Here is a 22,339-nt window from a genome sequence, read left to right as displayed (position 1 = left end):
AAAATAAAAAGATGAAATCAATATATAAAATCCTGTTTCTTTTTATCATCGTAGCTTTTTGCGGCGGATGTAAGAAAGAATTTGAAGATAACTTTAAAAACCCTAACCAGGCTGAAACTGTTCCGCCAAATTTATTGCTGAATGGCATTTTGTTCGATATGTACGAAGCTCCTTTTTCGAGTTCAGAAAGATGGAATCAATATACAGCGTCAAATTACTCCTACTATGCCAAAAATGAATATAATTGGAATGAAGGTGGTGTTTTAAGCTTAGATTATACGACCTTAAAAAATGTTGTGAAAATGGAAGAGGAAGCCAATCGTTTAGGTGGTGCTGTAGCAAAACCTTACCTGGCTTTGGGCAAATTTTTTAAGGCATACTACTTTGTAAAAATGAGTTTAAAACTTGGGGATTTACCAATGGTAGAAGCTTTAAAAGGTTTTGCTAACCTGACCCCAAAGTACGATACCCAAAAAGATATTTTTAAACAATCGCTAACCTGGTTGGAAGAATCAAATAATGACTTAGCCGCTTTAATTGTTGCGGGTAACAAAGAGTTAAAGGGTGATATTTACCTCAAAAATGATTTGGTAGCCTGGCAAAAGGTGGTAAACACCTTTAAATTAAGAACGTTGATCAATCTGAGCATTAAGGCGGGTGATGCAGACTTAAATATAAAACAACAGTTTGCTGCGGTATTGGATAACCCTTCAAAATATCCGGTAATGGAGAGCATGGCTGATAACCTACAGTTTGTATATAACGAGAGTTTTAACAAATATCCCAACAATAAAGATAATTTTGGTAACGATGCCTTGCGGTACAATATGGCGGGCACGTACTTAAATACACTTTCGGCACTTAAAGATCCTCGTGCTTACATGGTTGCCGAGCCAGCTCGCGGTGTTGCAGAACAAAATGGTTATGCCATTACCGATTACCGCAATTTCATTGGTGCACCTACAGGAGAAGATCAGGGCGTGATGTTGGATAAAGTACAAAAAGGTTTGTATTCGCTCATTGGGCGCTACCGTTATTACAGTGGTTACACGGCCGAAAATACCTTTATTATTGCTTATCCAGAACTTTGCTTTATTAAGGCTGAAGGTATTAACAGAGGTTGGGCTACCGGCGATGCCGAAAGTTGGTATAAAAAAGGTATTCAGGCATCTATAGGCTTTTATGGCATTAAAGATGGCAATAATGTAGTTACTTTTTTAAAGAAGGATGGAAAGTTGGGCGACTTTGAAACGTATAATGTAAATTTCAATTTCGAATCAGATTACTATGCACAACCGGTTGTAAAATATACAGGAAATACAGACGATGGCTTAAAGCAGATTCTTACCCAAAAATATCTGGCTTATTTCCGTAATTCAGGTTTAGAGGCTTACTATCAATACCGCCGTACACTTGTGCCAACTTTTGATACTGGCCCTGGTGTGGGTAACAGTAACAGGATTCCGAAGCGTTTTCAATACCCTGATATTGAAAGAGCAACTAATGGAGAAAACCTAAAACAGGCATTAGGCCGTCAATATAACGGCGCCGATGATATAAATCAGGAACCATGGATTGTTAAGAAGTAATTGTTAATGAACTGATATCCAGTTTTAAATCTGTAAAATGATCTTCTGTTCAAAATAGAAGATCATTTTATTGTATTTTATTCTTGCATAAATAATTTAAAAGCACTAATATTGCACTCCCAAAACGAACAAGGCTAAGTTTGCTGCAAAGTACATTAAGCAACGTTTTAGGAAAACAACCAGCACTCCTTCTTAGCTCAGCTGGTTAGAGCATCTGACTGTTAATCAGAGGGTCGCTGGTTCGAGCCCAGCAGAGGGAGCAAAAAGCCAACTTTCGAGTTGGCTTTTTCCGTATACGCCGGGGCGAGAAGTTTATCCCGATTTTACATCGGGGAGCCCAGCAGAGGGAGCAAAAAGCCAACTTTCGAGTTGGCTTTTTTCGTATACGCCGGGGCGAGAAGTTTATCCCGATTTTAGATCGGGGAGCCCAGCAGAGGGAGCCAAAAAGCCAACTTTCGAGTTGGCTTTTTCCGTATACACCGGGGCGAGAAGTTCTATTCGTTATAAATCAATGTAAAAATACATTTAGCAGTAAAATCAGATGTGTAATTTTATGGAATAATAGTTTGTAGTGCATCTTCTCTAAAACCCAAAGCATGAAAAACCTGCAATTGCTATTAACCAAACCTTGTACACAACAGTGGAGCCACATCGAAAGCGCAGATGGAAATCACCATTGTAGTAAGTGTGAAAAAAACATTATTGATCTTTCTGGCAAATCGGATAAAGAATTGCTTCTTTTCTTTCAAAATAAAAAAGAAAATGTGTGTGGGCGGGTATTGGCCAGTCAGTTAAATAGAGCGCTTATATTGCCTTCTTCCAGGCTGAACTGGCAATGGTTAGTGCCCTTTGCCCTAAGTGCATTTATAATTAGTCCGGCGGATGCACAAAATTTAAAACCTGTAGTTTTGCAGAGCGAGCAACATCCTAAATCTTCTTCAATATCGAGTGAATTATCACATTATTTACCTGCTCCAAATACAATAATTACCGGAAAGGTAGTGCAAAATAATAATGGAAATGCATTAGTTGGTGTAAAGATCAGGAAAAAGGGAGATGAGCAGGTTCTTGCCGTAACAGACTCAACTGGTAAGTTCGAATTCAACATCAAGGATATAGACAGGCTAAGTAAATTTATTTTCAGTTTAAATGGTTTTGCGAATGTTGAAACGGATATACATGACAAAATTGTTGTAAAGTTAGCCACGGAGCAAAGGATTATGTTGGGTGGCATTTCAATAGTTTCGAAAAATAAAACGCCGCTTTACTATGTTATGGCCGGTAATAAAAGTTGTATCATTGATCCTTCGAAAATAAGTGAAATATCTCCGGATTGGATCGAAAGAATTGAAGTACTTAAAGATGCAAATACAACAGCAATGTATGGTGCCAAAGGTGCAAATGGTGTAATCTTAATCGAAATTAAAAAAGCCTATAAAAAGAAGATCAAATTCTCAAAATAAAAAATTTAGCCAAGTTGCTGTAATCAGATAAAAGCAAAAAGAGCAGGTAAGGAATTTCCTTATCTGTCCTTTTTAATTCCTGTAATATCTTACCCCTGATGCTCTGGCATGCCGTTCGGATCCATCCAAACATATTCCCAATGGTGACCATCAAGATCATCAAAACTGTGTTGATACATAAAACCATAATCCGTAGCCGGGTTTGGAATCGTTGCGCCAGCAGCTACAGCTTTATCTACCATCTCGTTAACGGCATCTTTGCTATCGGCAGATATGGCAATGGATGTTTCTATGGCTTTGTGGGCATCAACAATTTCTTTTTCGGTAAAAGTTTGGAAAAAAGTTCTGGTGAGCAGCATAACGTAAATGGTATCGCTGATGATCATACAGGTTGCTTTTTCATCGGTAAATTTTGGGTTAAAAGTATAACCAAGTTTGGTGAAAAACGCTACCGACTTGTTAAGGTCGCTTACCGCCAGGTTTACGAAAATTTGAGTTGCCATGTTGTTTCTTATTTAGTTTACTCAAAAATACAGCAATATAATATAGGCGCAGATGTGCAAAAACGACAAGTTAAGGGGTGATATGCGACTTGTTTTATCGCTAACAATTTAGTTTGAGTACCTCATTTCAACCGTTCAAAATTTAAATGCATCATGCACATCATGATTTGTATTTCTTTTTTATCTTTAGTTTCCGTTGGCAACCATTAAATGCAGTCCCTTGCAAAATCTTAAATCTATTATTCGCTTATGAAACAAATATTACTCATTGCAGCAGTGTTACTTCCCTTATCTATTTTAGCCCAAAAGAAATTACCAATTGTTAAAGCCGGAGCTGGTGAGGCAAAATTTTACGAAGCGCACAAGGCATCCTCAAACTGGTACATCAATCCTAAAATAAAGGTGGATGTGTTTACAACGGGGAAAATAACCAAATCAATAAACATAAAGTTTAAAACAGATATAGATTCTATTGTATTCAGAATAGGCCCGGGGGCAGAAAAAGAATTTATCGTATTATTAAACGGCAAAGATTCCTGCCGCACCAGGATTGTGTGCCCACCTTTAAAGAATTTTAGTAGAATATCGCCTGAAGTACACGATTCTATTCCATTTTTCGTAAATAAATACAATACTAACTTTTTACCAGTGGTTTTCAATAAAACGGATTCCCTTTTGTTGAACTTCGATTCTGGCGCAACCGAAGTAGACCTCACAACCGCTGCTTTGAAGCAAAAAGTTAAATCTAAGCCAAAGCTTTATAATACCGATTATGATATTAAAATTGGGAATCAAACGTATAAAAGCAAAATTTATGATATTGAACTGGCTGGTGATGAAACGGATGGACTGCTGGGCTGGGATATATTCGACGGCATGATTGTAGCCCTTGATTACGACAAAAATAAACTAATGGTGCATTCGGTGATGCCAAAACAGATTTTATTGGATAAACAATACACTAAATTTAAAATCACCTATATCAAAAACAAACCTTTTATTGAAAGTGAGATTTTGCAAAGCGGTACGAAAAATAAAAGTCTGTTTTTCTTTGATTTAGGCTATCAGCGTACCGTAATGCTGGATAATGATTTGCTGCGGGAAATGAAATTTCCGACAGATAAGATGGAAGTTATAAAAAAGGTGATGATGCATGGCACTAGGGGTAATGAAGTACCCGTAACTACAGTAAAATTGCAAAGTTTAAAAATCGGCAATTTTGAACTTAAAGATGTTCCGGCGCAGGTAATGGAGCAAAATAAACCAATGCCGGGTGTAAACGTTCATTATTTAGGGACAGATATTCTGAAAAGATTCAATACTGTTTTCGATTTCCAAAACGATGTAATTTATTTAAAGCCAAACCACCTTTATAATGTGGCCTATGCAGATCAAAAGAAAAGTGGTGCATAATCTTAATGATTATATTTAAGTGTCAATAAACATTTATTAATTAGGTTTAATACTTGTTGGCGAAGCTGTGCATTGCCTTGGTTTAGGTTGGCAATTAGCAGGCGTTTTTTATTTAGGTATTTTGTAGCATGTTTTTGATCGTGCTGCATCATCCAGTCAATATTATCCATTAAATCGGCATATTTTACGGTCTGGGCAGCGGCACTTACCTTAAAAAGCCGCTCGGCTTCCAGTTTTTTTCGCTTCACTTTATGAAGGTAAGGATAAGCTTTTTTAGTGTATACATCTGTTAATTCGATTACACAATTCATAATTTCAGATGCATCAGATTTAGCATAACCAAAACGGATTAATGCATTTTGCAGGTCATCGCCATTGGTATTAGTATCTTCCAATAAATCATGACAAAGTCCAATTTCATAACCCAATCTTGTTACAGGCCCTGCAAGCGTTGCAACAGTTTCCAAATGATTAAAATAGGGCTTATTCGTATTTCTTACGAGTTGCCCCGCATGTTGTTCTGCCACCCACTTTGCCAATTGTGCTGAAGCCGTCATTTATACTTTTCCTCCATGCTTTCTAACCAATAATATTAATCTAACTGGATAATCAGTGTTTTGTTTTAGTCGATAAAATGGCGCAAAAAAAATCAGTCACCCGACTGATTTTTTTAAAATTATTGCTCGAAGCTATATTTAATGGCATTTTATATGCCGTTTACAGCATTAGTTTAACAATTTACAGTTTCTAAGCGCTAATTGATTCGCATCTACTTTACTACAGTTGCTTCTAATTCTACGCTTAAGGTTTCGTACAAACTTTTTACTTCTAATAAGGTAGTGGCTTGTTTAATACCATGTTTGGCTATCCACGCCTGAAAAATATCGAAACATTCGAAAAATTCAGCTGATTTGGTGGTGTAAATATTTAAACGGACAATACCTTTAGGTTCATATCCAGCCTGTGCAATTACCTGTTCCAAATGCTGTATGGCTTCAATAAGTTGGGTTTTTACGTCGGCCGTGCTTGATATGCCATCTGCACTGGTAGCTGTTTGCCCCGAGACGTAAAGCGTGCCTGTTGCTTGTTTAACTTCTACAGCTTGTACATAACTGCGCTGATTTTGCCACTGCCAGGGATTAATGATTTGTTTTTCCATCACTTTGTATTTAAATTATAATGATACAAAGTTGCAACCGATGTTAGGGTTTAAACGGTGATGAACCGCAAGAATTTGGAGTGAGGTTTATCACATTATTATTGAGAAAACCGACTTAAAGTTTCGCGGGAAACGCCCAGGTAAGCTGCAAGAAGCGATTTGGGTACCCGTTGAAATAAAGCTGGATATTCCTTTAGCAACTGTTCGTAACGCTCTTGAGCATTTGATGTAAGTAATGATAATATCCGGCGCTGAGATCCAATGTGTCCGTAATTGGCTTTCTGTAGAAAAAAATATTGCATTTTTTGAAATTCCTTACACAGGGTTTGGTAATTTTTAAGGGTAAAGCAACATACTTCGGTATCTTCCAGGCACTCCAAACTCATGGTGGCAGAGCTCTGATTAAAATAGGCCAGGTAGTCGCTTTCCCACCAGTTTTCCATAGCAAAAGAAACGATATGCTGTTTTCCCGAATCATCCGTATGCACCAGTTTTAAAAGCCCTGATACCACAAAATAAGAGTATTTTACCTGTTCACCCTCCTGGATTAAAAATTGATGTTTTTTAAACTTTTTGGTGATGAAATTTTCCTGTACATAATCAAATTCATCATCCGTTAACGTTACAATTTCTTCTATGTGGGTTCTTAATTTGTGGTTCATGCTTGTAAGGATAAAGATAAGTGCTATTTTTCTGTAGTACAAATCTCCTGTAAATGAGGAAATAGTTTAGCGTTATAAAAACATGGAAAATAAGCCTAATATTTGTTAAGGATAAACAATTCAGTCCGTTATTTCACGTTGAAACTTTTTTCAGGTGATTGACTATATACTTTTCTTCAATACCTTACTTACATGGCTTTCGTCGGTTAGGCCAAATTCGGCGGCAATCTGTTTTAGGCCAAACCTGCCATTTTCCATGCGCTTTTTTATTAGGTTTTGTCGATAATCCTGAATATACTGCCTAAGGGTAATGCCTGTATTTCTTTTAAAGTACGAACCTATATAATCTTCTGAAAGATTAAAATGCGCAGCCATAATGCTGGCCTTTAAGTTTTGTGGATGGTAAATGTGTTTATGCAAGTAACAGAAAATGGCCTGAATATCTTTAGAACGTTGTAAACTGCTTTTAATTTCTGGCATGTTGCGTTGCATAATATGCGATAATGTTAAAATCTGTATCCAGATTAGCGCTTCATTTTGCAACATATTTTTATGGAGTGAGGATATGAGTGCAATAATATTTTCCACCACCAACTGGTCATCTTCATTAAAACTGAAACCTAAAAAATGTGTTTCCCTGCTTTTAATCAGGTATTCTAAATGTTGTAAGCCAGTTGAGTTAATTTCTGGCTGATGGATATAAATATCAGTAAACTTAATGTAAACGAAATGCGTTTTCTCATCAATCTCAAAACGATGGTCATCATCAGGGCCAATTAAGAATACATTTCCCTTTTGATAGGCTACAGGAATATTATTAATGATATGATTGCCGGATCCATTTTTAATGTAAATCAGTTCATAATGGTTGTGCTGGTGCACAGGATGTTGCCATTCGTTTGCTTCAAAATCCGAAATAACAATGGGCTGAAATTGGATGTATCGTTTCATCATGGAATTGTACAAATCTATCATACTATTTTACAAAAACACATTTATTTTTTGAGCTGAACTTTACAACTCAATTTTAAGAGATGAAAAGCAAAAAAACAGCAGTAGTGGTAGGCGCAAATGGCGTTATCGGCAGCAACCTCATCAGCCATTTGGAAAGCCATGGCGATTGGCAAATTATCGGCCTATCCCGCCGTGGAGGTACTGATAATGGGAACGTTAAATATATATCGGTTAATCTTCTGGATAGTGAAGATAGTAAGCTAAAATTAGCAACATTAACAGCCGTAACGCATATTTTTTATGCAGCCTACCAGGATAAGCCAACATGGGCTGAGCTGGTAGCCCCTAATCTGGCTATGCTCGTTAATGTAGTTAATGCAATAGAAAGTGTTGCTGTGGATTTACAGCATATTAGTTTAATGCAGGGATATAAAGTGTATGGCGCGCATTATGGCCCGTTTAAAACGCCAGCCAAAGAAAACGATGGCGGGCATATGCCACCGGAGTTTAATGTAGATCAGCAGCAATTTCTTGAAGCGCAGCAAAAAGGAAAAAAATGGGGCTGGTCGGCAATTCGTCCTTCAGTGGTTGCAGGTACAGCTTTGGGTAATCCGATGAATTTAGTGCTGGTAATTGCTATTTATGCCTCCATATCAAAAGAATTGGGTTTGCCACTTCGTTTCCCTGGTAAGTTGGGTGCCTACGATAAACTTTTGGATATTACCGATGCTGGCTTATTGGCAAAGGCCACAGTTTGGGCAGCTACAAATCCTTTATGCGCCAATCAGGCATTTAACATTACAAATGGCGATCTGATCCGCTGGAATGATCTCTGGCCAAAAATTGCCGCTTATTTTAAAATGGAAGTCGCGCCACCGCTCCAAATGCCTCTTACAATAGTTATGGCTGATAAATTGACTTTATGGACGCAGATGCAGGAAAAATACGGCCTGGCTAAACACCATTATTCGTCGGTATCCTCTTGGCCGTTTGGCGATTTTGTTTTTTCATGGGATTATGATTTCTTTTCTGATGGAACCAAAGCGCGGCGGATGGGTTTTCATGAGTATGTGGAAACCGAAAAAATGTTTTTTAGTTTGTTTGATGAATTGAAACGTAATGGTATTATTCCAGGTTAATTAAAATTGAACCAGGGGAAATATCCTCTGGTTCAATTGTTTATTATAAATTATACATACCACCATCTGCGATGAGTTCTGATCCCAAAATAAATGATGAGTCATCAGAAGCAAAGAAAGCAATTGTTTTAGCAATTTCTTCTGCTTGTCCGAATCTGCCTACGGGGATCTGTTTTACCAAATGCTCTCCCATTTGCTGCAAATCTTCTTCACTTAAGCCAAGTTTTTCGCTGGTATGCAAGGGTGTGCCAACAGGGCCAGGACTAACCGCATTTACCCTTATTTTTCTGGAAGTTAATTCTGCAGATAGATTTTTTGCTAAAGTTAATAATGCCGATTTGCTTGCAGCATAAACGGTAGCACCAGCCATGCCGATATGTGCATTTATCGAAGTATTTAAAATAATAGAACCGCCGTTGTTAACTAAAGGCAATAATTGCTGCAAGCTAAAATAGGCACCTTTAAAGTTGATATTCATAATTTCATCGAACATTTGCTCTGTCATATCTGCCAATGAATTAAATTTACCAATACCTGCGTTTACCACAATAATATCTAATGTGGTTGTTATCGTTTTTACCTGTTCTGCCAATTTTGTAATTTCTTCCATATAGGCGCTGTCAGAAACTATTCCGAATGCATTTTCTCCCAGTGCAGCAACGGCATCTTTTACCGATTTTTCATTTCTGCCTGTGATGATTACTTTAGCACCCTGAGCTAAAAACTCTGCTGCTGTTGAATAACCTATACCGCTATTTCCACCTGTGATGATTGCGGTTTTTCCTGCTAATTTTTTCATTATCTTTATGTTTTAATAGGTCAAAGAGACGGCTAATTATACCACCCATCAAGTATGTACTTTTTGGTTCGGTACGCACTTTTTAGTACGAAATGGTCCGAGATTCTTTAAACACCTGCATCGAAATTTTTATATGACAAAGAAAAGACAAGCCTATTACTCCTGCTCAATGGAAGCGGCGCTGAATGTAATTGGCGGTAAATGGAAACTAACTATTTTGAATAGGCTTTTGTCGGGTCCGAAAAGATATGGAGAACTTCACCGTAGTGTAGCAGGCATAACGGAAAAAATGCTTACCCAGCAATTGAGGGAGTTGGAGGAAGATCAGATTGTGGAGCGGAAAATTTATCCCGTGGTACCGCCAAAGGTGGAATATTCGTTTACCGAATCGGGTAAAAGGCTGACTGATGTTTTTAAAGCATTGGAAATTTGGGGAAGCAATTTTCAGCATCGTATAAATCCAATTTCAGGAAATGCTGATCACGACAAGAGCTGTTACACTTTTAAGGATGAGGAGCAGCTTGCTGAACTTACCCACAATGCGTAGCCAATAATAAGGCTATTGTGCTTATTATTTCGATATTTGCAATTTGCTAATATCATTCATTAATGAAACCCTACCTGCAACTTTTCGATTTTTCGAAGAAAATAGATTACAAAACTGAAATACTTGCAGGCTTAACTGTAGCCATGACGATGATTCCCGAATCGTTATCATTTGCTATTCTTGCTGGTTTTCCGCCATTAACAGGTTTGTACGCTGCATTTATTATGGGCCTGGTAACTGCAGTTTTGGGTGGCAGGCCAGGTTTGGTTTCGGGTGGTGCGGGTGCTACTGTAATTGTGCTTATTGCTTTAATGAAAACCCAAGGCATAGAATACGTTTTTGCCGCAGTGGCGCTTGCCGGTACAATCCAGATTTTAGTGGGTTTATTTAAACTTGGCAAATTTGTGCGGCTCGTTCCGCAGCCTGTAATGTTCGGCTTTGTGAACGGTTTGGCGGTAATTATTTTTATGTCGCAGTTAGAACAGTTTAAAACCATGGTTAATGGTAAAGTAGAATGGTTAAGCGGCACACCTTTATATATCATGTTGGCTTTAGTGCTGCTTACTGTTGCAATTGTAGTTATCCTCCCAAAAATAACCAAAGCTATTCCTGCATCTTTAGTGGCCATTATTTTGGTTTTTATTGTTGTTTTAGGTTTCGGAATCGATACCAAATTGGTGAAAGATATTGCATCAGTTAAAGGAGGTTTTCCGCCATTTCATATTCCTCTAGTTCCATTTAACATGGATACACTTAAAATAATTTTTCCATACGCACTCATTATGGCAGGTGTAGGCTTAACTGAAGGATTGCTTACCTTAAACCTGGTTGATGAAATTACAGAAACGAAAGGGAACCGTAACAGAGAAAGCATAGCACAGGGTATAGCAAATATTGCAAATGGCTTTTTTACCGGCATGGGGGGCTGCCCAATGATTGCGCAAACATTGGTTAACCTTTCGGCAGGGGCAAGGGCCAGGTTATCGGGTATTGTTGCTGCCATTACCATTCTGATCATTATATTGGTAGGTGCGCCTGTAATCGATCGCGTGCCTATGGCTGCATTAGTAGGGGTAATGATGATGGTTGCCATCGGAACCTTTGAATGGATGAGTTTTAAGGTAATTAATAAGATGCCCAGGCAAGATATTGTGATCGGCATTTTGGTTGCGGTAATTACCATCTGGTTGCATAACCTTGCACTGGCCGTATTAATCGGGGTAATTATTTCTGCGCTGGTTTTTGCATGGGAAAGTTCTAAAAGGATAAGGGCGGGCAAGCACATTGATGCCGATGGCGTAAAGCACTATGAGATATACGGACCATTGTTTTTTGGATCGGTGGCCAATTTTAATGAGCTTTTCGATGTTGCTCAAGATCCTGCTTTTGTTGTTATAGATTTTAAAAACAGTAGAATTTACGATATGTCGGGCATTGATGCCTTAAATAAACTTACCGAAAAATATAGCCATGCAAATAAGAAGCTGCAATTGAAGCACCTGAGTAATGATTGTAAACGTTTACTTAAAAATGCCGGCGAAATTATCCAGGTAAATATTATTGAAGATCCGGTTTACCGGGTTGCTACAGAAAAATGATCGCTTATAAGTCATTTTAAACCATAAAAGAATACTGATGTGGCAATAATACTGTAACAAGCAATGGTGCTGTTGCAAAGCGGACACACTCTATTGTTCAGCGAGATATAGGACTCTTTATTAAATGCTTAGTAAAACGTTTAACTAGATTCAGGCTTAACAACAGAAAATTGTTCAATTTATTGTAATTAAGACTCAAAAATATCACTATCTGCTGTTTTATAGGATGTTAAAATATTAACAAATATTAATAATATTTAATTTTTTATGTCTCGATTTGACATTTATTTTAATAGAATTTAATATTATTACGTTGTTTTATAAAAATTTCATAAAAATGACATTTTGTTGTTAAAACGATTTAGTATATATATATTTGATTTAACCAAATGCTAAATTTTATGAGAATCCCTAACTATTACTATCGAAGTACCTGTCTTTCTAACCCGAGACCTATCTTGCCGTTTCCGAAAAACTAAGTTTTAAAAATCATTTTTTTTACCAATTAAAGATCCATTAACTATGCGATACTTATGGGCGTGCCTTGTCTTTTTTGCCGCGTTTACATTAAACGTTTTACCGACTTTTGCAGCGGGCAAAAAACTTCATAAAGGCCTAACAATTAATTACCTGGCATTTCAGGATACGACAAAAATTAAGATCGTAACTCTGAAAGATTCCTTGCGAAAAGACAGTTTAGACCAGATTAAGCAAAAAACACTTTACAACAAGCTTTCCGGAGGTGTAAAAAAAGATCCGAAAGATCTGTCTCTTTTTCCAGCCATTTCATTACAGCAAAATTTAAAGGGCAATTTTGCTGGTTTGTATGTTCAGGAGCCATCAGGCGAACCGGGCTCTATACAAAATATGTTTATCAGAGGGGCTGCAATGCCGCTATTGTCTAAAAAGGATTTATATGATGTACAGCCTCTGGTTGTGCTTGATGGAATCCCTTTGGTAAGGGAACATCCTTTCGCTTTTGATATACAACAATTTGACTTTAATAGAATCGGCCCTGCAACTAATTTATTGGCAGGTATCGATATGAATAATATTGCATCTGTTGAAGTACTAAAAGATTTGGGTTCTACTTCCATTTATGGCCCACGGGGTGTTAATGGTGTAATTGTGCTAACTTCTAAAACAGCAGTTGGTAAATACCGTTCAATTTCCTTCAATTCTTATATCGGTATGGTGCAAAAACCATCTGTTAATACCATTAATGGAAGATATGAAAATGAGTTCAGACAGCGGTTTTACGATATTTATACCACAAACGGCAGGTACTCTGATGATGAAGAATATCCGGTATATCTAAGTGATTCATTAAACAACGTATATAGCGGTAAATCAGATTGGACGGATTTGTACTATAAAAATGCCTTGGTATATGGCATTAATTTCTCGCTTGCGGGGGGTACCGACAGGGCTAACTTCAGGTTTGCATTGGGTAACACTAAAAGCGAGAGTGTAGCCGATCAAGCCGGCATAGATCGTTATAGTGCCACTTTTAATATTAATATGAAGCCCACTAAGTGGTTGCTTTTTTCTACCATGATTAATGCAAACCGCCTAAACCGTGATAGAAACAGGAACCTGCGCGATCGGTTTGCACAACTTAATTATTTTCCTGATTTAAGCGCCCCGCTTCCTCCCAACAAAGATTTTTATGCCTCTTATATACAGCAATACGCAAAAGGCTTTGATGATAATAAAACCAACAGCATTCAGGGATATGCCAAATTAGAAGGCACTTTTGGTAAGTTTAAAGTTATATCGGCCTTTAATGCCGATTACAGTGAAGGTTACAGGGATGTTTTTTATGCCAGAACGCTTTTGCAGGGCAACAGTTATGCCTCTAACTATTACGGCTTTAGCCAAAGGTTAATGATGGATAATAAAGTAACCTATGATTTAAATCTTAATCAGGTTCATGATTTTCATTTTGCAATAGGCCAATCTATGCAATGGGATATTTACAAATACAGTAACGCTTATGCTTATAAAGGTGTTAACGATTACATTAAAATCAACTTGCTCGATTCGAAACCTAAAAATGATGATGGTTCTGATAACGGAAATTATTTAATCCCGGTTGCTTTCCCTAGAGAATTAACTTATCGCTTTATTGATAAAACTGAAGATAATTTACTGTCTTTTTATGGCAAAGCCGATTATTCATTTAACGAAAAATATTTCTTATCAGCTATATTACGTTTAGATGGTTCTTCAAATGCACAACCAACAAGCCGCTGGTTTTACTCACCAACTATTTCTGCTGCCTGGAATATCAAAAATGAATTTTTGAAAGATAACAGATTGGTTGATGATTTGGTATTACGTGTAAGTGTTGGTAGAATGGGGCGTACATTTAGCTACGATAATTATGCACAAGGGCCACAATATACAGCTTCTGTTGGGTATACAGGTAACTTAACCGTGCCCGGCTATAACGCCTTTGGTGTGTTAACCCGTTCTTATCAGTTTGGCTGGGTGGGTTATGGTGTGCCTTGGTCGTATTCCGATCAGGTTAATATCGGTGCCGATGCTGCATTGTTAAAAAACCGTCTCCAACTTTCGGTTGATCTTTACAGCAAAACCGATAAAAACCAATTAATTGGTATTCCTGCTTATGCCGAATACGGTTATAAGCAATCTATCGAAAGCGGGATGTCAGTTAATAATATGGGGGTTGATGTAACCATCAGCGGTCAGGTAATTGCCAAAAGTAAATTCTCCTGGAATTCTGCCTTAAACTTTAATCACAATTCGAACGAACTGAAAGCCCTGCCTAGAGGTTTGGACCAGCTTGTTGTAGGTAACAGGTTTTTAAAGGTTGGCCAGCCTGTAGATCAATATTGGTTATTGGTTAATAATGGTATTTACACTTCAGATGGGGATGTGCCGGTAGTTAATGGACAAAAATTAAAATACAAAGGAATTGCTTTAAAAGCTGGCGATCCACGTTGGCAGGATCAAAATGGCGATAATACCATTGATGATGATGATAAAGTATTAAAAGGCCACTCTTTACCAACTATTGCAGGTGGTTTTGATAACAACTTTAAATATGGCAACTGGAGTTTAGGCACAAGCTTATATTTTAATTTAGGTAGAAAGCTAATTAACCAGGAGATGGCCAACCGTTTTGATTTCGTTAACCGCGAAGGCAATACAGATATCAATTCTGTAAAAGAAATTACCTTTTGGGAAAAACGCGGCGATTACTCAAAATACCCGCTTTATAACCCTTGGAGTACGGTAATTCCTTATCGCGCAGATCAGGATCTTTTCTTAGAAAATGCATCATTTTTGAAATTGAGGCAGGTATCGTTAGGTTACGATCTTGGCAACCTGCTTAGTAAGAAAAACATCAAAATCAGTAAACTTTTCGTGTACGGTGCAGTGAGTAATATTTTCACCCTCACACCTTACACCGGTCAGGATCCTGAATTGGTTAGCTACGATGGCGTTGATACAGGCTATGGCCAGCCAATTCCAAGAACATATACTGTAGGTGTTAAAATGGAGCTATAAGATGAAAACAAGAACTAACGAAACATCAAGCAAGATGAAAAATATTTTATACATACTTCTGATTTCTATAGTGGCCTTAGCGAGCTGTAATAAAGCTTTAGAAACAGATTCTACCAGAGTTGTTGGCGAAAAAAATGCCTGGAATACAGTAGAAGATGCCCGATCTGGAATTTTAGGGGTTTATGCTTTAACAAGGGCTGCTTTATCAGATAATAACGGTCACTGGATTTATGGTGATGTAAGAACAGGAGAGTTTTTAAGTCCTAAAAGGCAGGATTTAAAGGCAGTTATCGGTAATAATTTAAATGCATCATATCCGGTACTCGAGTCGTTATCCGATTGGACAAGGTTTTACGCCATTGTTAATGGTGCCAACGTTTTTTTAGAAAATATAGCACATGTGAAAGAAACAGATAAGCGTTACACCAGCAATAACATGACTGTTGATATTGCCCAAGCTAGATTTTTAAGGGCTTTTGCTTATTTCTATATGGTTAGGATTTGGGGAGATGTACCTTTTATAACCTCTTCGGATGAAGGTAAGTTTACCGATAAACCACGTGAAAGCCAGGCAAGGGTTTTAGCATGGGCCGAACAGGAAATTTTAAAAGCAGCAGCCGATATGCCATTCATTTATAGTGGTGGTGATGTGCAGCAGCCTACTGATTATTATAATGAAACATCAGGAAGATGGGGTGGTGCTTTGGCTACCAAAGTTACAGCCTATGCCATTTTAGCCCATATAGCAGCCTGGAATGGTGATTACACCAATGTTGCTAAATATGCCAAATTTGTTGAAGATAATTATAACAGAAGTGCAGGTGGTTTTACTTCAAGTGGTGATCTATCAAATTCTAACGGGTTCTTTTACAATAAAAACACCAGACAAATGTTTGGTTTTAACTCCGATTACGGACATGTTGATGGCTCATCTACAGGGCACATTGAAGAGCTAACCCTGGCTGAGCCGGTTATGACCAAATCAGTACCGGATATATACCTGCCAAAAGATTCGATCTTAAAATATTTCAATATCGCTAAAGATCAAAGGTTTGCCGTTGATACTTTAGGACAAGCGAAATATGATGGCAGATACTTTACAAATTTAAACGGTAAGTATCCCATTTTCAGCAAAATCAAAGTGATTCAGGGCGGAGGAACAGATCCGAACTTCAGGTATTTTACCAGTGCTTTAATTTTTACCAGGTTAGAAGATATTGTACTCTTAAGGGCAGAAGCTCTATCGGTTTTAGGCGATCAAAATGGTGCTTTAAATGAATTGCTTGTTGTACAAAGCAGAAGATTTGAAGACCCTATAGAACTGCTTAACTCACTAAATACCAATGATATTATCAAAGTCATTTTCGAAGAGCGCCACCGCGAATTGTTGGGCGAAGGTTCTAGATGGTACGATTTGATCCGCTACAATAAGATTAAACAAAATGACGCCAAATTTATGAACCTCATTAACTCTGGCGGCATTTACTGGCCAATATCAAGAAGACTTATTTCTCAAAATAGTTTATTAACCCAAAATGCTTACTGGCGCTAATTATACGGATATGAAAAATTCAATAAAATACATGAGCGCTTTAGCAATTTTAACGTTGCTAATTCTAGTCAATGCAGCTTGCAAAAAAAACGGAGGGTTTTATGATGCTCCAGAACAGGATGTAACCTTTGCCGGTAGTACTTACGATTATTTAAAAAGCAAACCAGGCGTTTTCGATTCGCTAATTGTAGCAGTTGATCGAATGGGTTTGAAAAAAACATTAACCGATAGTAATGTTACTTTATTTGCTGTAACAAATCCAAGTTTTCAACTGGCTTTAAGGAACTTAAATACTTTAAGAAAACTATCAGATAAAGATCCACTTTTTTTAGCCAATATTGATGCGGTTCAGTTAGATACAATGACCTCTTATTATATTATCAGAGGTAAAAAAACAACTGATTCCTTAAAACTTCAGGATGGTTTAAACTTAACCAGTGTACATATTGGTTACCCGATGCATGCCAGCATTACCAACATCTCTGCTTCAGGCCAGGTTGGCGCAGGGCCGGCAGTTATCAATTTTGATAATACCAAAAAAAGCAAATTTGTTCGCAACTGGGCAACAAGTACAACCTCATCAAACAACATTAAAACCAAAAATGGCGTGGTACACGTAATCAGTGCCGATCACGTATTCGGTTTTAATGAGTTCGTTACCAGGTTAACTTTTGTACCACCACCACCAAACCTATACCTCGAAATAGGTGGTGTGTTTTCATCTAACCGCGAAAATGGCGGAGGTATAACCAGTGGCGAAAATTCGAGAAAAGTGATTGATGGAGATGACCATACTAAGTTCTTAGCTGATTTGCAGGGTGAATTGTGGATGAGGTTTGAACTTAAAACCCCTGCAGTGTCATCGGTTTATACCTTAACCTCTGCAAATGATGCCAACGAAAGGGATCCAAAAGCCTGGACTTATGAGGGCTCTATGGACGGTGTAAACTGGGTAGAATTGGATAGAAGATCTAACTTCTTCTTCGAAGAAAGGTATCAGCAAAAGATTTTCAGGTGCACAAATACTGTTGCCTATAAATTTTACCGCATTGATATTACCGAACTGCGAAACAGCGGATTATTCCAGTTGGCAGAGTTTACCATAAACAAAACGAAATAATGATGCGGAATAGAAACATTAAAATAAAGACTCCAATGAAATTTATCATAAATAAATATTTTGCGCTCCTTTTACTTGCCCTCACTGTTTTTTGTAGCTGTAAAAAGATTTTCGACCTGCCTGACGAGAAGGATTATATGAGTAATAATGTGAATTTTAGCAATAAAATTCTCGAGCCTATAATTGGCAGAACCAATCTGATCGGTGGCTTTAACAGCGACAATTCAACCAATCCGATTACGTTTGAAATTTTGAATGTTAGATATGGCGATGGAAAACCAGTAACAGATCTTTTTATAACTGCACCTACTTACGTATGGATTGCACCTTATACAGGTTTAGAAAAAAGCCTCGCCGAGATCGAAGCAAAGAGAAAAATAGAAACGCATCCAATATTTGAAATGCGTTCATCAGGCGAATTTATTTTATGGCCTTCGGCAACCAATCAGATATTAAAGCCCCGTCCGACAGATAGTACCAATTTCGCTCAGGATACGCGCTTTTTTGATGTTAAAGTGAAAAATACAGGTGGAGAAAGGTTGATCAGGGATTTTCAGATCAGACCGTTCAGGGAGCGCCCTTACGAGCCATCGAATGATTTTAACGCCTATACAGGTTTGCCTGCGCCTGATCCAAAATTTCCGTTAGATAAAACTCTTCGGGATTATATCCGCCCTTATCTAAACAACGTAATCGGTGCTACATCTAACTTACCGCTGGTAAGTAATAATGATAAAAAGGACGCAATCGTTTACATCCGTCCATTTACTTCCGGTGGTAACGGGCATTCGCTTAGAATTAAGGTTTTGAACAAAGATTCTGTAGAAATTAATCCATCTGCATTTAATGAAACCGTTTGGGACAAAATGATCCATGGATTTAATATTCAAAAAACAGATAAATATGTGCAATACGATGTTGCTTATCCCATTCCATTGGTAGAGGTTCCAACATCTTACGCAACCGGAGGATCAAGAGCAAAAGTGGAACTGAGCTACTCCAGAATAGGTTTTGGAGGTGTACGTACAGTGGGCAATTTCGGTATCGATTTCGCCATTTATAAGGCAGGTGACTGGGAGATCGTATTTTATTTCAAAAACGAAAACCCAAAATTTGCTAACGAATAGTTGATCAATAAAGCTAATATTATGAAAAGAAATATACTTTTATATACATTACTTATTGTATGTATAATATGTTGTACGAATGCCTATTCGCAAGAAAAAAATATCATTATAAATGGTAGGGTTTTAGATAAAGACACAAAACAAGGCGTTCCAGGAGTATCAGTGGTTTTACAAGCCACCAATAAAGGCCTAACACAAACCAATGGCGATGGAAAGTTTTCTGTAAATGTACCTGTTGGAGGCACACTTTTATTTAAATTTTTAGGTTACAACACCTCATCGGTTAAAATTACCAATCAAACAAATATTACAGTTACCATTAGCGAAGACCGTAAAGATCTGAACGATGTTATCATTGTAGCTTATCAAAATAGGCCAAAAGAAACTACTGCCGGTTCGGTAACCGTGCTAACCAATAAAGATGTAGCAGATGTACCTGTATCCAATATAGAAACCTTATTACAGGGTAAAGTACCGGGATTAAATATCCAGAACAATACGGGTGCTCCGGGTTTTAGAGGATCGGTACAGCTTCGTGGTTTGTCGAGTTTAAGTATATCCGGTAGCGGTAACGATTCATTTCTGCAACCTACATCGCCACTGTATATTATTGATGGTGTGCCTTTGGATGCAGATAAAGCAGCTGAATTTGGTTTTCAAACACAAGGTCCGGGAGTTAGTCCGCTTTCATTAATCCCTCAGGAAGATATCGAAAATATCCAGATCCTGAAAGATGCACAGGCAACCTCCATGTATGGATCGAGAGGTGCTTATGGTGTAATTATTATCACTACAAAAAGAGGTAACTCTAAAGTGCCACGTATTAAATACGTATCTAACTTTTTCGTTAATTCTCCACCAAAATTACGCGAAACCTTAGGTGGTAATTCCGAGCGTTCATTAAAAATTCAGCAGATCATTTTAAATGCTCAAACCATTAATCAAATCAGGGGAATAAGTAATACACCTTTTCTTGCCGATAGCTTAAATGCCTATTGGAATAATTCTACCAATTGGCAGGATGTATTTTACCAAACTACCTTTAACCAAAGTCATAACCTGGCTTTAGATGGCGGTGATCAAAAGTTTAATTACAAAGCCAATATGGGTTATTATTCCGAAAAAGGTGTTATTAAAAACACAGGTTACAACCGCTATAATTTAAACATGAACATGGAGTTTAAACCGAATGATAAATTTAGATTTTTCGGTTTTGTTAACGGTTCAGTTGGTAAACAAAATAAAGGTAACGGTGCCGGTTTACTTCAATCGGGAGTAGCTGCCAACGGGCAGGCCTCAACACTTTTGCCGCCACCATCATTTTATCAGGCATCTGGTGGGGTATTATCGGCCTTACAAACTTTAAATGATAATAACTCTCGAAATTTAAGAGCAAATATTGATGCCCGCTATGAATTTATTCCGGGTTTGGCAGCTTCATCAACCTTGAGTTACGATTATACATCAGATACTGAAACCACATTTACACCTGCTGCGGCAAACGGACAGTTTGCCAAACTGTATGATTATAATGGAAGAAATTTCCAGTTGTACAATAGAAATGCCATTACTTATGCAACATCGATTGGCGAAAAACATAATTTCTTTATCAACACGTTTAATGAGATCTATAAACAAGGCTCACAATCGTCAATAAGTCGGCAGGAGAGAATTCCGAATGATCAGCTTCAGGGCCCAATTGGTATTGATGGTTTTTATTCAAGAGGTGGTGGGGTTTTAAGTAGCTATAGAAATGCTACAATTGCCTCATTCGCAGGCTCATTATCCTACGATTACGACAAAAAATATGTTGCTGAATTTTCTTACCGTTTGGATGGTACATCATCAAGCGGTTTAGAAAATCCATATTCTAAAAACTCATCAGTTGGTTTAAGGTGGAACTTTAACAAAGAAAACTGGTTAACCGATAAAAAATGGTTGGATTATGGTAGTTTAAGGTTAACCTGGGGGCAAAATATTGTGCCAACAGGTAATCTTCAAAGTATTTATGGTATTTACAACCTTAATGGAAATTACAACAATACCCAAACCATTGGTATAGATTACGATTTAATTCCAAACCCGGCATTAAAGCCAACTACAACAAGTCAATACAATTTGGGGCTTGATATCGGTTTCCTGAACAGATTCTCGATCGTTGTTGATACTTATTTCAAAAAAGTAGATAATTTATTGTTCGATCGTATTTTATCCAATACTACAGGTTTTAACAAATTATCAAGCAACGATTTAGGAATTGCAAATTATGGTACCGAGATCAGTCTAAATGTGAAAGCCATTACCAGTAAAGATTTTGATTTGTCATTTTCAGTAAACGGCGCTTATAACCGCGATGTGCTTTTAAAATTGCCTGAAGAATATAACGGTCAATATATCCGCTTTGATGGTTCCAGTTACCTGCAACATAATGTTTTCCGTGTGGGTAGAAATACTCTTTCCAACTATTTAAGAATTAACCAGGGTGTTTACCGCACGGATGGTGATGTACCTGTAGATCCGGTTACCGGAAAAAGGTACCAAACCAACAATACCTTCTTTTATGGAGGAGACCCGATTTTAAAAGATGTAAATGGCGATTACATCCTGGATGGAAGAGATTACGAAATTACCGGAAACTCACAGCCATTGTTTACAGGGGGTTTATCATTTACCATGAGGTATAAAAACTGGGGCTTAAATATGTATGCAAGTTATACCGCAGACAGAACAATTTTGAATAATGCCCTTGCCGATCGTATTGCCATTATGAAAGATCCTTTTGCATTAAATGCGGTAGTGCCTTTAGGTGATTTAAACATCTGGCAATCACCTGGTGATGTAGCCAAGTACCCATACCCTTATGATTTTGCCCGCTACGGAAGTATACAGCCATTAAGAGCCGATCAAACCTTATGGCAAGAAAGTGGTTCGTACCTGAAAATCAACAATTTAACGCTTTCTTATATGTTCGATAAAAAGTTGATACGCAGATTCGGACTTGCCAATTTAAGGATATTTGGTTCAACCAATAACTTAATTACCTTTTCTAAGTATAGTGGTCCAAATCCAGAAAATGTAACCGCATTAGGGCGCGATATTTCAAATGGATATCCTGTACCACGTACCTATAATATTGGTTTAAACTTAGAACTTAATACAGGCAACTAAAAATATTTA

General features: G+C 37.6%; 17 protein-coding genes and 1 tRNA gene. 12 read left to right on the top strand and 6 right to left on the bottom strand.

Going from position 1 to position 22,339, the window contains the following annotated elements; translation table 11 throughout:
- The first annotated feature begins 11 nt into the window (after positions 1-11).
- The 3 genes from ASE74_RS10675 to ASE74_RS25120 all read left to right on the top strand — a co-directional run bounded on the left by ASE74_RS10675 (position 12) and on the right by ASE74_RS25120 (position 3,052).
- A complete protein-coding gene (locus tag ASE74_RS10675) occupies positions 12-1,589 on the top strand; it encodes a SusD/RagB family nutrient-binding outer membrane lipoprotein (protein ID WP_055908357.1) in 1,578 nt (525 codons plus the stop codon).
- A 186-nt stretch (positions 1,590-1,775) separates the two neighbouring features.
- A tRNA-Asn gene (locus ASE74_RS10670) sits at positions 1,776-1,849 on the top strand.
- A gap of 336 nt (positions 1,850-2,185) precedes the next feature.
- Positions 2,186-3,052, top strand: a complete 867-nt coding sequence (locus ASE74_RS25120; RefSeq protein WP_055908355.1) for a TonB-dependent receptor plug domain-containing protein — start codon at positions 2,186-2,188, stop codon at positions 3,050-3,052.
- 89 nt (positions 3,053-3,141) lie between these two features.
- Here the strand turns inward: ASE74_RS25120 and ASE74_RS10660 are convergent, their stop codons facing one another.
- A complete protein-coding gene (locus ASE74_RS10660) occupies positions 3,142-3,555 on the bottom strand; it encodes a VOC family protein (RefSeq protein WP_055908352.1) in 414 nt (137 codons plus the stop codon).
- 249 nt (positions 3,556-3,804) lie between these two features.
- On the opposite strand from ASE74_RS10660, the gene ASE74_RS10655 reads away from it, so the two are divergent.
- Positions 3,805-4,968, top strand: a complete 1,164-nt coding sequence (locus ASE74_RS10655) for an aspartyl protease family protein (RefSeq protein ID WP_055908349.1) — start codon at positions 3,805-3,807, stop codon at positions 4,966-4,968.
- Between the two features lie 2 nt (positions 4,969-4,970).
- Here ASE74_RS10655 and ASE74_RS10650 read toward each other — a convergent pair whose 3' ends face one another.
- From ASE74_RS10650 to ASE74_RS10635, 4 genes are all read right to left on the bottom strand, one after another.
- Positions 4,971-5,525: a hypothetical protein gene (locus ASE74_RS10650; protein ID WP_055908346.1), complete on the bottom strand. Its 555-nt coding sequence runs from the start codon at positions 5,523-5,525 to the stop codon at positions 4,971-4,973.
- A 212-nt stretch (positions 5,526-5,737) separates the two neighbouring features.
- On the bottom strand, positions 5,738-6,127 hold the full coding sequence (locus tag ASE74_RS10645; protein WP_055908343.1) for a RidA family protein: 390 nt from the start codon (positions 6,125-6,127) through the stop codon (positions 5,738-5,740).
- Positions 6,128-6,225: 98 nt separating this feature from the next.
- Complete coding sequence (locus ASE74_RS10640; RefSeq protein ID WP_055908340.1) at positions 6,226-6,789, bottom strand: Crp/Fnr family transcriptional regulator; 564 nt, start codon at positions 6,787-6,789, stop codon at positions 6,226-6,228.
- Positions 6,790-6,951: 162 nt separating this feature from the next.
- Positions 6,952-7,743, bottom strand: coding sequence for a helix-turn-helix transcriptional regulator (locus ASE74_RS10635; RefSeq protein WP_235526057.1), 792 nt, complete (start codon positions 7,741-7,743; stop codon positions 6,952-6,954).
- A gap of 80 nt (positions 7,744-7,823) precedes the next feature.
- Here ASE74_RS10635 and ASE74_RS10630 point away from each other — a divergent pair, with 80 nt between their 5' ends.
- Entirely contained in the window at positions 7,824-8,882 is a 1,059-nt protein-coding gene (locus ASE74_RS10630) for an SDR family oxidoreductase (RefSeq protein ID WP_055908334.1), read from the top strand.
- Between the two features lie 43 nt (positions 8,883-8,925).
- Here the strand turns inward: ASE74_RS10630 and ASE74_RS10625 are convergent, their stop codons facing one another.
- Positions 8,926-9,681 (bottom strand): SDR family oxidoreductase, encoded by a 756-nt coding sequence (locus tag ASE74_RS10625; RefSeq protein WP_055908330.1) that lies wholly within the window; start codon positions 9,679-9,681, stop codon positions 8,926-8,928.
- A 133-nt stretch (positions 9,682-9,814) separates the two neighbouring features.
- Here ASE74_RS10625 and ASE74_RS10620 point away from each other — a divergent pair, with 133 nt between their 5' ends.
- The 7 genes from ASE74_RS10620 to ASE74_RS10590 all read left to right on the top strand — a co-directional run bounded on the left by ASE74_RS10620 (position 9,815) and on the right by ASE74_RS10590 (position 22,330).
- Positions 9,815-10,228 carry a helix-turn-helix domain-containing protein gene (locus tag ASE74_RS10620; RefSeq protein ID WP_082458738.1) on the top strand — a complete coding sequence of 138 codons (414 nt, stop codon included), beginning with the start codon at positions 9,815-9,817 and terminating at the stop codon, positions 10,226-10,228.
- Positions 10,229-10,290: 62 nt separating this feature from the next.
- Positions 10,291-11,826, top strand: coding sequence for a SulP family inorganic anion transporter (locus ASE74_RS10615; RefSeq protein ID WP_055908327.1), 1,536 nt, complete (start codon positions 10,291-10,293; stop codon positions 11,824-11,826).
- Positions 11,827-12,348: 522 nt separating this feature from the next.
- Positions 12,349-15,363 carry a SusC/RagA family TonB-linked outer membrane protein gene (locus ASE74_RS10610; protein WP_082458737.1) on the top strand — a complete coding sequence of 1,005 codons (3,015 nt, stop codon included), beginning with the start codon at positions 12,349-12,351 and terminating at the stop codon, positions 15,361-15,363.
- A 34-nt stretch (positions 15,364-15,397) separates the two neighbouring features.
- Positions 15,398-16,915: a RagB/SusD family nutrient uptake outer membrane protein gene (locus ASE74_RS10605; protein ID WP_235526056.1), complete on the top strand. Its 1,518-nt coding sequence runs from the start codon at positions 15,398-15,400 to the stop codon at positions 16,913-16,915.
- Positions 16,916-16,925: 10 nt separating this feature from the next.
- Positions 16,926-18,035, top strand: a complete 1,110-nt coding sequence (locus ASE74_RS10600) for a fasciclin domain-containing protein (RefSeq protein WP_235526055.1) — start codon at positions 16,926-16,928, stop codon at positions 18,033-18,035.
- A gap of 35 nt (positions 18,036-18,070) precedes the next feature.
- Entirely contained in the window at positions 18,071-19,162 is a 1,092-nt protein-coding gene (locus tag ASE74_RS10595) for a DUF5007 domain-containing protein (RefSeq protein ID WP_157255401.1), read from the top strand.
- 21 nt (positions 19,163-19,183) lie between these two features.
- Positions 19,184-22,330 carry a SusC/RagA family TonB-linked outer membrane protein gene (locus tag ASE74_RS10590; protein WP_055908321.1) on the top strand — a complete coding sequence of 1,049 codons (3,147 nt, stop codon included), beginning with the start codon at positions 19,184-19,186 and terminating at the stop codon, positions 22,328-22,330.
- Positions 22,331-22,339: the final 9 nt, after the last annotated feature.

This window comes from Pedobacter sp. Leaf216, from assembly GCF_001421515.1.
Classification (GTDB): Bacteria; Bacteroidota; Bacteroidia; order Sphingobacteriales; family Sphingobacteriaceae; genus Pedobacter.
The sequence above is the reverse complement of the archived record's forward strand: the minus strand, read 5'-3'. Positions and strand labels throughout refer to the sequence as shown.